Origin of the sequence: Pseudalkalibacillus sp. A8 (assembly GCF_045920555.1) — a bacterium.
GTDB lineage: Bacteria > Bacillota > Bacilli > Bacillales > Fictibacillaceae > Pseudalkalibacillus.
On the sequence record NZ_CP174509.1, the window covers coordinates 2,120,208 to 2,132,625 of the forward strand.

At 41.2% G+C, this 12,418-nt stretch carries 12 protein-coding genes; 8 read left to right on the plus strand and 4 right to left on the minus strand.

What is annotated here, in order from left to right:
- Positions 1 to 2 precede the first annotated feature (2 nt).
- The gene (locus ACJROX_RS11050) at positions 3 to 212 is read right to left on the minus strand and encodes a DNA-dependent RNA polymerase subunit epsilon (RefSeq protein ID WP_221563960.1); all 210 of its coding nucleotides are present in this window, start codon (positions 210 to 212) and stop codon (positions 3 to 5) included.
- A gap of 446 nt (positions 213 to 658) precedes the next feature.
- Here ACJROX_RS11050 and ACJROX_RS11055 point away from each other — a divergent pair, with 446 nt between their 5' ends.
- Positions 659 to 1,591: a DMT family transporter gene (locus ACJROX_RS11055; protein ID WP_408010817.1), complete on the plus strand. Its 933-nt coding sequence runs from the start codon at positions 659 to 661 to the stop codon at positions 1,589 to 1,591.
- Positions 1,581 to 2,360, plus strand: coding sequence for a Cof-type HAD-IIB family hydrolase (locus tag ACJROX_RS11060; RefSeq protein WP_408010818.1), 780 nt, complete (start codon positions 1,581 to 1,583; stop codon positions 2,358 to 2,360). Before ACJROX_RS11055 ends, ACJROX_RS11060 begins: the two co-directional genes overlap by 11 nt.
- Positions 2,361 to 2,605: 245 nt before the next feature.
- Here ACJROX_RS11060 and def read toward each other — a convergent pair whose 3' ends face one another.
- A complete protein-coding gene (gene def, locus ACJROX_RS11065) occupies positions 2,606 to 3,157 on the minus strand; it encodes a peptide deformylase (protein ID WP_408010819.1) in 552 nt (183 codons plus the stop codon).
- A gap of 235 nt (positions 3,158 to 3,392) precedes the next feature.
- Between def and ACJROX_RS11070 the strand changes: the two genes are divergently transcribed.
- The 5 genes from ACJROX_RS11070 to lpdA all read left to right on the plus strand — a co-directional run bounded on the left by ACJROX_RS11070 (position 3,393) and on the right by lpdA (position 9,539).
- Positions 3,393 to 4,067: a YkyA family protein gene (locus tag ACJROX_RS11070; RefSeq protein WP_408010820.1), complete on the plus strand. Its 675-nt coding sequence runs from the start codon at positions 3,393 to 3,395 to the stop codon at positions 4,065 to 4,067.
- Between the two features lie 598 nt (positions 4,068 to 4,665).
- Positions 4,666 to 5,751 carry a pyruvate dehydrogenase (acetyl-transferring) E1 component subunit alpha gene (gene pdhA / locus ACJROX_RS11075; RefSeq protein WP_408010821.1) on the plus strand — a complete coding sequence of 362 codons (1,086 nt, stop codon included), beginning with the start codon at positions 4,666 to 4,668 and terminating at the stop codon, positions 5,749 to 5,751.
- Positions 5,752 to 5,754: 3 nt separating this feature from the next.
- Positions 5,755 to 6,732, plus strand: a complete 978-nt coding sequence (locus ACJROX_RS11080) for an alpha-ketoacid dehydrogenase subunit beta (protein WP_408010822.1) — start codon at positions 5,755 to 5,757, stop codon at positions 6,730 to 6,732.
- 54 nt (positions 6,733 to 6,786) lie between these two features.
- Complete coding sequence (locus ACJROX_RS11085; protein ID WP_408010823.1) at positions 6,787 to 8,124, plus strand: dihydrolipoamide acetyltransferase family protein; 1,338 nt, start codon at positions 6,787 to 6,789, stop codon at positions 8,122 to 8,124.
- A 2-nt stretch (positions 8,125 to 8,126) separates the two neighbouring features.
- Entirely contained in the window at positions 8,127 to 9,539 is a 1,413-nt protein-coding gene (lpdA, locus tag ACJROX_RS11090; RefSeq protein WP_408010824.1) for a dihydrolipoyl dehydrogenase, read from the plus strand.
- Between the two features lie 324 nt (positions 9,540 to 9,863).
- Here the strand turns inward: lpdA and ACJROX_RS11095 are convergent, their stop codons facing one another.
- Positions 9,864 to 10,253: a hypothetical protein gene (locus ACJROX_RS11095; protein ID WP_408010825.1), complete on the minus strand. Its 390-nt coding sequence runs from the start codon at positions 10,251 to 10,253 to the stop codon at positions 9,864 to 9,866.
- A gap of 203 nt (positions 10,254 to 10,456) precedes the next feature.
- Here ACJROX_RS11095 and ACJROX_RS11100 point away from each other — a divergent pair, with 203 nt between their 5' ends.
- Positions 10,457 to 10,696 carry a hypothetical protein gene (locus tag ACJROX_RS11100; RefSeq protein WP_408010826.1) on the plus strand — a complete coding sequence of 80 codons (240 nt, stop codon included), beginning with the start codon at positions 10,457 to 10,459 and terminating at the stop codon, positions 10,694 to 10,696.
- Positions 10,697 to 10,761: 65 nt separating this feature from the next.
- On the opposite strand, the gene ACJROX_RS11105 is transcribed toward ACJROX_RS11100, so the two are convergent.
- Positions 10,762 to 12,267: a BCCT family transporter gene (locus tag ACJROX_RS11105; RefSeq protein ID WP_408011634.1), complete on the minus strand. Its 1,506-nt coding sequence runs from the start codon at positions 12,265 to 12,267 to the stop codon at positions 10,762 to 10,764.
- Positions 12,268 to 12,418 lie beyond the last annotated feature (151 nt).

Consider the following 12,418-nt stretch of genomic DNA (forward strand, 5'->3'; position numbering starts at 1 on the left):
TGTTATCGTGTCTCCAATTCAAAATCTTCAGATTGTTGCTCATATTCCAGGTGAGATCCTGTAACTTCTTGAACGAATTCGATATTATAATTCCGATCTGCTAGAAATGAACGTACTGCTTGTACGGAGTCTGCTTCAACATAGAGGCTTTTCGTTTCTTCACGGACGGTTACCTCTTGAAGGTTCTCCTGATAAAATACTTTGTAAATCATGCTTAACTCTCCTTACCGTTTTCAATTAGAATCATCTTCGTTTATTATAAATGAATTCTATTGGTTTTTCATGTTTTTTTGATTCGATTATGCAATTAGGGTGAAGGTGCCTATGTAAAAGGTATCTGAAACAATAAGATACCAAATTAATACCGTCAAAACAAATATCGAAAAAATCAAACGATCGGTACACGTTGTTTTATACCGAATAAATCTTTCCATTTATGCTTGATTTGATCTCTCAATTTTCTTAACAATGTCTTTCTCTCCTTTCGAAAAAAGGGTTTTTTTGCTTTAAAAATCAAAAGGCTTGTAAGCAACTCGAACCAAATTTTCCATGTGTGATGTTATACTTAGTATGGAAACAGAAGCAATTAATTTTACGAGGTAATTAGTGGTATAGATCCGATGCAGGAGTGTACGGACTGCAAGAAAAGGTGGAAAAGATGAAATTATATGTAGCATTGATTACATTAAGCTTGATTTGGGGAATGTCTTTTTATTTTATCAAGGTGCTTGTTGAGGGCTTTGGTCCATGGGGGGTCGTGTTTGTAAGATGCTCCTTAGGGGCACTGACCTTGTTGTTCATTCTTCTTTTACAAAGAAAATGGCTTTCTTTAAAAGCACTTCCGTGGAAATCACTCTTGTTGGTCGGTTTTCTAAACGCTCTCATTCCATGGGGATTGATTGCAATAAGTGAGACCAGGATTTCAAGCAGTATGGCATCGATCGTGAATGCGACGACACCGATCTGGACGAGTATCATCGGTGTATTGTTATTTTCAATAACATTGAGATTCAAACAGTGGCTTGGTGTTGTAGTTGGTTTCATCGGAATATTGATATTGATCGATTTGAATGTCACCCAGCTGTTCAATGAAGACCTTATTGGAATGGGGACCATGATTGGTGCTACCCTTTGTTATGGATATGTCTCACAGTTTACAAAGAGACATCTGCAAGGGATTAGTGTTATGATGATCTCGTTGTTCACCTTGATAACAGGTGCGATCGGAAGTTTGGTGATCATGGGTGTTACTGGGTCCCTTTTTAGTCTTGAACATGCAGGATCAATGATTTCCGTGTTTGCGATGATTGGACTTGGCGTCTTCGGCTCAGGATTAGCGTATTTGTTATTTTATTATATGATACAAGAGGGAAGTGCTGAGTTCGCCACGTTTGTTACATACCTGGTCCCGATCACCGCAATGTTCTGGGGATGGTTCTTATTGGATGAACACATACCGGCACATGCGATTGTCGGCCTGGTATTGATTTTGGCAGGAGTATACCTGTCCACAAGAAAGACAGTCAAGGAGCAGCCAGTTGCAGCCAGTGCAATAAACAGCAAGAGTAAAGGGGTATTGTATGACAAATAAAATTGTATTTTTTGATATAGACGGCACATTATTGGATCATCAAAAAAGAATACCGGCAGGCACAAAGCTTGCGATAAAGGAACTGCAGGATCGAAAGGTTCCGATTGCGATTGCAACGGGCCGAGCACCTTTCATGTTCCATTATTTACTTGAAGAGCTTAGTATCAATGGGTTTGTAAGCTTCAATGGCCAGTATGTTTCCTACGAAAATCAAAGCATTTACGAAAATCCGCTTGAAGAGAAGTTCTTACAAGAATTGGTCCTCCAGTCTAAAGAACATGACCATCCGATGGTTTTCTTGAATACTGAAACAGGCAGGACCACTCATGATTCGCATCCGCATGTTCAAAAATCGATGGACGATTTGAAATTGATACACCCTGAGCATGATCCGGAATTTTATAGGGGCCGTTCGATTTATCAAGCATTGCTGTATTGTGAAAAAGGCGAAAAAGAGACACTTTATCGGAATACGTACAGTGACTTCAACTTCATAAGATGGCACCAATACTCAATGGATGTATTACCGAAAACAGGATCGAAAGCGATCGGGATAGAAAAAATGATTGCCCATCTCGGTTATCATCAAGAGGATGTCATTGCTTTCGGTGACGGTCTGAACGATCTTGAAATGTTGGAGTTCGCCGGAACAGGAATTGCCATGGGAAATAGTAAGGAAGCAGCTAAGCGATCCGCTGATTTTGTGACGCGGGCAGTAGATGACGATGGAATACGTCATGGATTGAGAAAAGTCGGACTAATAAGTTAGAGAGATGTAAAAGGCGAATCCGTTGTATCGTTTTAGTCGATGCGGATCCGCCTTTTCTTACATTGAAAGGAATGTCTAGCTCCAACGCCCAACTACTCGGGTCACGTCAGTCCTTCTGCGGCGGTCGACACATTGATTTACATCTTATGTGTGAGCCCACGCAGAACCAAATCTTTGTTTGGTTCGAGCCTCCTCGTCGGACTTCCATTGACCTTCGTGGCTGTTCAGGGCGTTTGCGCTTTTCATTATCTTCCGATTGAGATTCCATCTGGTCTTTCAAATGGCTCGTCTTTATTAATATGGTCATAGAACATGACGCCGTTTAGGTGATCGATTTCATGCTGAAAAACGATCGACGGAAGACCTTTCAGGCGAAGTTCAATTTCTTTACCGTTAATATCAAAAGCCTTTACTTTCACTTTGTAGTAACGGGGGACAAAGCCTGGAACGTCGCGATCAACCGATAGGCAACCTTCCCCGCCTTTTAAGTATGATTTTTGAACCGAATGGCTCATAATACGAGGGTTGAACAATGCATAATCATATAATTGACCATCTTCATCCTCCACCAAAACGGCGATCATCCGTTTGCTTACTCCGATTTGCGGTGCGGCAAGACCAATACCCGGGCGGAGGTTATATTTTACATTCAGCTCTGGATCTTGACTGTTAACAAGAAATTCGTGCATTTGCTTTAATGTATCTTTATCCTCTTCAGAAGGAGGTATAGCAACATTTTCAGCACGTTCCCGAAGGATCGGATCACCTTCTCTGACAACATCCTTCATTGTGATCATAATTCCCACTCCTTAATCTTGCTGTTTGATTCATTTGTAACGATCATAAAAGCATTGTGATTATTTTAACATAAGTTCATTTTTAAAAGAATATGTACTTAACCATGTTCTTGTTCTAAATCGATTGAACTGGTCATAATTTACTAATAAGTTTGTCCACTATAATTTATCTTGTATAGGTTTTCAGAAACGTATATCATAAATAACTAGAGAGAAAGGGATAGGGGGAGCTATGTTGTACGGCAAGAAATATTTGTTTTTCATAAGTTTCTGTATATTGATAATAGTCGCTTCAGGCTGTACGATTGGTGAATCACCAGCTGAAAAAATGTATGAGCATCTGGAGCAAACAGTTTCTTTAGAGTCTGGGTTCGCTGAAGTGCAAGAGCCGCTTATTGAGGCAGAACAAAAAGAACAAGAACTTTTCAATGAGATGCTGGGATTGAGCATGAAAGAAATAGATAAAATCAAAAAGTTGGCTGATGAGGCAATTGGACTTGCTGATTCCAGGGGAGAATTGATCACGAAAGAAAAGGAAAGTATCGATTCTGCATATGAAGAATTCAAATCTGTGAATGGTTTAGTGGACGAAATAGATGAAGACACCTTGAAGAAAAAAGCGAATGAACTGGTGGAAACGATGGAGAAACGATATAAAAGCTATGATGATTTGCACAATGTCTATATGGAAGCACTAAACATGGATCGCGAGTTGTATGAGATGATGAAAAAGGAAGATTTAGCGATCGAGGATTTGAAATCACGTACTGAAAAACTTAACAAAAAATATGAGGAAGTCCTGAAATCACAAGATGCGTTCAATAATTTGACTGATCAATACAATGAAAAGAAGAAGGCATTTTATAAAGAAGCAGGATTCAGTACTACTGATAAGAAGGAAGCTTCATAAATTTTTACTGTGAAACCAAAGAAATTTTGCAGGAAATCTAACTGAATAGCCAAGTGCAGCAGCTGGCCGAGTCAACGGTCAGCTTTTTATTTTGGGGAACTCACAACCACTGTCTCACGTACGGCTATCAACTTTTGACAATGTCATCTTATTTTTCTTCAATAATAATTATCCTTATTGTATTAGTACAGTGTACATTTCTATACTAATACAGATTTACTATTACAAGTATGAAGTTTTAATGCTAATCCCTTAATAACACAAGATAAATCAATAGGATTGACGTATTTTTGTATAGTAGTGTACACTAAGAAATATGTTGAGTTGTATCACTGTCGATCCATCCTTAACTAGTACAGTTTGTTACTTGTCTCTAACCGAAGTAGATTGAGAGGATTGACGATTATCTAACCTTGAATAAGGGTAAAACATGATGTAGTCATAATGTTAAAGCATAAAAAGATACTTCAATAAATAGACACGATTTGACATGCTTTATACCAAAAGTGGGCAATCTAAATATTGTTTATATAATTGTCTGGCTTAGGACTCTGACACATCATCTAATTTTCAAATAGGAAAGGAAGAGGTGACCTTCATGGGTACAAAAACCCTGACACAGATCGAAGAGGAATTTGAAACTTTTCAAATCCTGAACGAGGAAGGCGAAATCGTAAATGAGGATGCAATGCCTGACTTGTCAGATGAAGATTTACAAGAATTGATGACACGTATGGTCTATACAAGAATTTGGGACCAACGTGCGATTTCACTTAACAGACAAGGACGACTAGGGTTCTACGCACCAGTTGCTGGACAAGAAGCATCTATGCTAGGAAGCCAGTATGCTTTGGATAAGGAGGACTTCATTTTACCTGGTTACCGTGATGTTCCACAGATTGTATATCACGGACTCCCGTTATACCAAGCATTCTTGTTCTCCCGTGGACATTTCCAGGGCAACCAAATTCCAGAGGGTGTCAATGTGATTTCACCGCAAATCATCATCGGTGCACAAATCACACAGGCTGCAGGAGTTGCTCTTGGTCTCAAGAAGCGTGGAAAGAAAAATATCGCAATCACATATACCGGAGATGGCGGAGCTTCACAAGGTGACTTTTATGAAGGAATCAATTTTGCAGGTGCTTACAATGCTCCAGCAGTATTTGTTGTTCAAAACAACCGTTTTGCTATCTCGGTTCCTGTCGAAAAACAATCTGCTGCAAAAACAATCGCTCAAAAAGCAGTTGCTGCAGGAATTCATGGCGTTCAAGTAGATGGCATGGACGTACTTGCCGTCTACGCAGCTACACTACAAGCTCGTGAGCGTGCTACCAACGAGGAAGGCCCAACATTGATCGAGACACTTACTTACCGTTATGGACCACATACTATGGCTGGTGACGATCCGACAAGATACCGTACGGAAGATATGGATAACAAATGGGAAAAGAAAGATCCATTGGTACGTTTCCGCAAGTACCTTGAAAGCAATGATCTCTGGTCAGAAGAAAAAGAGAACGAAGTCGTCGATCAAGCGAAAGAAGACATCAAGGCTGCTATCAAGAAAGCAGATGAAGCACCGAAGCAAAAGGTGACAGATTTGATCGAAAACATGTATGAAGAGCTTCCGAAAAACTTACAGGAGCAAATGGAAGAATACAAAGAAAAGGAGTCGAAGTAAGCGATGGCCCAAATGACGATGATTCAAGCGATCACTGATGCGATGCGCATTGAACTTAAAAATGATGAAAATGTTCTGATCTTCGGGGAAGATGTCGGCAAAAATGGCGGCGTATTCCGTGCGACTGAAGGTCTGCAGAAAGAATTCGGGGAAGATCGCGTCTTTGATACCCCGCTTGCCGAGTCAGGGATTGGTGGTCTTTCAATCGGTCTAGCCTTGCAAGGATACCGTCCTGTTCCCGAAATCCAATTCTTCGGTTTTGTTTATGAAGTGATGGATGCTATTTCTGGACAAATGGCACGCTTGAGGTACCGTTCTGGGGGTGTTTATCATGCACCGATCACGGTTCGTTCTCCATTCGGCGGAGGGGTCAAAACACCAGAGCTGCACGCAGACAGCCTTGAAGGCCTAATGGCCCAACAGCCGGGGCTTAAGGTTGTGATCCCTTCAACACCATATGATGCGAAAGGTCTTTTGATTTCTGCAATCCGAGACAATGACCCGGTCATTTTCCTGGAACATATGAAACTATACCGTTCTTTCAGAGATGAAGTCCCTGAAGAAGAGTACACAGTTGAAATTGGTAAAGCAGATGTAAAGAGAGAAGGAAACGACATCACGATCATCACTTACGGTGCTATGGTCCATTCTTCTCTTAAAGCTGCTGAAGAACTAGAGAAAGAAGATATCCAAGCAGAAGTGATCGACTTGCGTACCGTAAGCCCGATTGATGTTGACACCATTATCGAATCTGTCAACAAGACCGGCCGTGCCATTGTCGTTCAAGAAGCACAAAAGCAAGCTGGTATTGCTGCAAGCGTCGTAGCAGAAATCAACGATAGAGCGATCCTTTCTTTAGAAGCACCAGTTCTACGTGTAACTGCACCAGATACTGTGTTCCCATTCTCTGCTGCTGAAGATGTGTGGCTTCCGGATTATAAAGATATCATGGAAAAGGCGAAGCAAGTAATCAACTTTTAATAGTACAGAAGAACACTCCAAACTCACTATATAGAAAACAAGGAGGCGAACCCTGTGGCGTTTGAATTTAAACTGCCTGATATCGGTGAAGGTATCCATGAAGGTGAAATCGTAAAATGGTTTGTCAAAAAAGGCGACGAAGTTAAAGAAGATGACATTCTTCTCGAAGTACAAAACGATAAAGCAGTTGTAGAAATCCCTTCACCTGTTGACGGAACGATAAACGATATTAAGGTTGACGAAGGTACAGTTGCAGTTGTCGGTGATGTGCTCGTAACGATCGATGCTGAAGGCTATGAAGGTGACAGTGAAGAGACCGAGGTTGAACAACCGCAAGCGGATGAAGATAAGAAGCCTGAAGCCGATGGAGCGAAAGAAGAAGACAAGAAAGAAGAGAAGGACTCTAAAGAAACAAAAGAGACCAAGAAAGAAGACGATTCTGAAGATGAAGATCCGACCAATCGTGTCAAAGCGATGCCGTCTGTTCGAAAATATGCTCGTGAAAAAGACGTCAACATCAAGAAGGTAAACGGTTCTGGTAAAGACGGCCGTATTTTGAAAGAAGATATCGATGCATATCTAGAGGGCGGTCAAGAAACTGCTGAAAGTGAAACAGAAAAACGAGCAGCTGCAGAAAAAGAAGAGCAAAAAGCAGACGGGAAAGCGAAACCTGCTGCTGCAGCACAAGAGCAAGCAGAAACGCGCGAAAAGCTTAAAGGTATGAGAAAAGCAATTGCCAAAGCGATGGTCAATTCCAAGCATACAGCTCCTCACGTAACTCATATGGATGAAGTGGTTGTTACTGACCTTGTGGCACACCGTAAGCAATTCAAAGAAATGGCTTCAGAAAAAGGCATTAAATTGACTTACTTGCCATACGTCGTTAAAGCTCTTGTTTCAGCACTTCGCGAATATCCGATCTTGAATGCGTCTCTTGATGATGAGAATGAAGAGATTGTGCATAAGCACTACTATAATATTGGAATTGCTGCTGATACAGAGGCTGGATTAGTTGTACCGGTCATTAAAGATGCAGACCGTAAGTCTATCTTCTCTTTATCGAATGAAATTAATGAACTTGCTAAGAAAGCAAGAGACGGTAAATTATCTTCGGATGAGATGAAGGGCAGCACTTGTACGATCTCTAATCTTGGTTCTGCTGGTGGACAATGGTTTACACCAATCATCAATCATCCAGATGCAGCGATCCTTGGTGTTGGACGTATTCAAGAAAAGCCAGTCGTTGAGAATGGTGAGATTGTAGCTGCACCGGTATTGGCACTTTCAATCAGTTATGACCACCGCTTAGTCGATGGTGTTACTGCACAAAATGCATTAAATCATGTCAAACGACTCTTGAACGACCCACAACTATTGATAATGGAGGCGTAAAAATGGTAGTAGGCGATTTTGCAGAAGAAATAGACACACTGGTCATTGGTTCAGGCCCGGGAGGATATGTTGCAGCAATCCGTGCTGCTCAAATGGGACAAAAAGTAACAATTGTTGAAAAAGGCGATATCGGTGGAGTTTGCCTCAACGTAGGTTGTATTCCATCTAAAGCGGTCATTCACGCAAGCCACAGATTCGAACATGCCCAACATTCAGATGACATGGGAATCACTGCTGAAAATGTAAAAGTGGACATGGGGAAAGTACAAGAATGGAAAGCAGGCATCGTCAAGAAGTTGACCGGTGGAGTAGAAGGTCTGCTTAAAGGGAATAAAGTCGAGATTGTAAAAGGTGAGGCTTATTTCTCTGATACGAATACGGTACGTGTAACGAAAGATGAATACACTTCACAAACGTATAAATTCAAAAACTGTATCTTAGCGACAGGTTCAAGCCCGATTGAGCTCCCATCATTTAAATGGAGTGACCGAGTCATTTCATCGACTGGTGCTTTAGCATTGACTGAAGTGCCGAAAAAGATGGTTGTCATCGGTGGAGGATACATCGGTATCGAACTAGGTACTGCATACGCAAACCTTGGTACTGAAGTGACGATCCTTGAAGGTGGTAAGACGATCCTTCCAGGTTTTGAAAAACAAATGAGCACGCTCGTATCCCGCCGTCTCAAGAAAAAAGGTGTTGAAATCATCACGAATGCAATGGCAAAAGGCACGGAAGAGTCAGGTGAGGGTGTTAAAGTCACTGCTGAAGTAAAAGGCGAAGAAAAATCCTTTGATGCGGATTATGTACTCGTGACAGTAGGACGTAAACCTAACACTGAAGAGCTTGGACTCGAGCAAATCGGTGTAAAACTTGACGATAAAGGGCTTATCGAAGTGGACAACCAATGTAAAACTTCTGTAGATGGATTATATGCGATTGGCGACATCGTTCCTGGTCCTGCACTCGCTCATAAGGCATCCTACGAAGGGAAAGTAGCAGCAGAAGCTATCTCTGGAGAAGCGGCGGAAATCGACTATCTAGCAATCCCGGCTGTCGTTTTCAGTGATCCTGAACTTGCAAGTGTAGGATATTCTGAATCCGAAGCGAAAGATGCTGGGTTCGATGTAATAGCTTCTAAGTTCCCATTCGGAGCAAACGGCCGGGCATTGTCATTGAACGATGCTGAAGGATTCATGAAGCTTATTACCCGTAAAGACGACGGTCTTGTGATCGGGGCACAAATTGCAGGCCCTAATGCTTCAGATATGATTGCTGAATTAGGGCTGGCAATTGAAGCAGGAATGACTGCTGAGGATATCGCATTGACAATCCATGCGCATCCAACGCTAGGTGAAATCACAATGGAAGCAGCGGAAGTTGCAATCGGTCTCCCTGTACACATTGTAAAATAACGCTATACTGAAAAAACTGCTGGGATCATTCCAGCAGTTTTTTTGTATGGATCTATATCGGACACCAGAGACCTTATTTCCATAGAATCATACGGACACTCCAGCTTGAAAAACAGGATGGAGTTGCTCTATGAACGTCCTCGTATATCCGCTATAAGTTTTTTGATTAGGATTTACTAAAAGTTTGTTATATATTCCTGTTGATTTTCTTATAGAAATTCCTTTAAGGAAATTCGCCTGGGTGAAAAGCGAACCAAGCGAGACCCCGTTAATGAATTATAACAGAGCCAGAAAATAAAAATAGACTGACGATTGCCAGCCCTATTAATTCGAATAGACTTCATCTAATTTTTTCTTGATGTCATCTACTTGCTTCTTACCTTCTAACCGAACGATCTCATCCTCGCCGTCAAGCACGATGACAGTGGGAAACGTATATACATTATAATAATTGACGGCCTGTTCATTTTTCTTTTTTATTATTTGGATGGAATTCAGTTTTTGAGGGTAATCCTTCTGCAATTGAAGAAGTGCATCATAATACGATTTTTCTTCTTCCTGGTTTGATCTTGATGAAAAAATGAGTGTATTGAGTTCCTCTGATTCCAAATCTACAGGAAGGTATCCATATTCAGGTTCGAATTGACAGCTGCTCAGGAATGCTAGGATCGAAATCAAGGGAATAGAAAGAAATCCAACAGATCGAACATTCATGGAGCTCACTTCTTTCATTAGTGATACGGCAGTTGACATATAAAACAACTTGAGTTGAGTTTATCATGAAAATCTGTCGAATCTTGAATCGTAAATGAATTGTTACAGAAATGATAAGTTGCGGGGACAAGGTATTTCAAGTCGTAATGTACTTGTAACCTACATAAGAATAATTGTAAGAAGTTGTCTAAGGAGGAGTGTCGATGTATACCATATTGATCCTCTCATCTGTGCAGATGATCATTTGGAGTTTTTATGCATTGGTTACTTATTTATCCCATCGAGATCCATCGATATTCGAATATATTTTACTCATCGTTTTTTGCTACTTTGGGTATTTATTTGGCGTGTTCCTTAAAAACCCAAAAGCCTATGCAGGTCTATCCAGTCTTTTAGGTGCGAGCACTTATCTTCTATTCAGATACTTTTCCATCGGTTTTTAAGGATCAAAAAATCAAAAGAATGACCCCAACAGGATTCATCCGTATTGAGGCCATCTGAATGTTAGTTATTTGTTTTTGAAGTTCGTTCGGTAATCTTCTTTCAAAGCTTTCACCGTTGCAAATATGATCGCAATTATAATGAAGGTGAATGGGAATGCGGCTATGATCGAAGCAGTCTGTAAGGCTTGTAATCCTCCAGAGTAAAGAAGGATTGCCGCGGAAGCTGCTACGACAGCGCCCCAGATGAATTTGATATAGTTTGAAGGGTTCAAGCTTCCGTTCGTCGTTTGCATGCCAAGGACGAAGGTTGCTGAGTCTGCTGAAGTTATAAAGAAAGTACTGATCAATAGGATTGCGATGATGGACATGATCCCACCAAGAGGGAGCTGCTCAAACAAGGCGAATAACGCAATCTCAGTACCGTTATCAGTCATGATCGAATATAACCCTGTACCTTCCATACGATCCTTGAATACAGCTGATCCACCGAATACAGAGAACCAAAGTGCACCGAAGATTGTTGGCACCAATAAGACGCCTAAGACGAACTCACGGATCGTACGGCCTTTAGACACCCTCGCGATGAACATGCCGACGAATGGTGCCCATGCGATCCACCAGGCCCAATAAAAGACAGTCCAAGCTTGCGTCCAATCTTGCGTCGTTTCGCTATAAGGTCCAAGTCTGAAACTCATGCCAGGCAAGTTCTGGGCATATGAACCAATCGTTTGAGTGAATACATCCATGATAAAGTTCGTCGGACCTGCAAACAAGAGGAAGAACATCAATCCTATTGCAAGAACGATATTGATGTTACTTAAGTATTTGATCCCTTTGTTGAGACCTGTAGACGCAGAAAGAATGAATAAAACTGTCACAATCGCAATAATTATCAGTTGAGTAAGTTGATTATTCGGGATGCCCTCAAAAACGTAAGAGAGCCCTCCGCTGATTTGGGCAGCACCGAAACCAAGTGATGTTGCTACTCCGAACACTGTTGCAAAAACAGCAATTACATCGATCAATATTCCGATTGGACCATTTACACGATCTCCGAGAAGTGGTCTGAAAATTGCACTGATAAGTCCAGGTGCACCTTTGCGGAATTTAAAGTAAGCTAATGCCAATCCGACTACCGTATAAATACCCCAAGGATGTAAGCCCCAGTGGAACATTGCGTATCTAAGGGAAGCATTTGCAGATTCTACTGTTTCCCCATTGCCTGTTGGAGGGTCGTAGTAATGGTATAAGGGTTCTGCAACACCCCAGAATACGAGGCCGATCCCCATACCGGCGCTGAACAACATTGCAAACCATGTAATAAGGTTATAGTCTGGTTCGTCATCGTCTTTTCCTAGTTTGATTTTCCCGTATTTACTGAAGATCAAGTAAATGGAAAAGATCAGGAATGCTGTAGCTGACAGGAGATAGAACCAGCCGAATTTCACTTGAAGGAAGTTCTGGATAGAACCCGTAGCTTGCTGCAATCCTTTAGGGAATATTACGCCCCAAGCAATGAATATGACTGAAATAACGAGTGAGATAATAAAGACTTTGGTGAATTTCATTATTCATTGTTCTCCTTTCGTAAAGTTTTATAACACCCTTCTCATTCTACTAGTAATCCTTTTTTGATTTCAAGGATTTTGTAGGAAGATCATACTACCCATGCTAATTCTTATACCCTATTTTTTACTCAGGACACAGATTTCATCCATATTT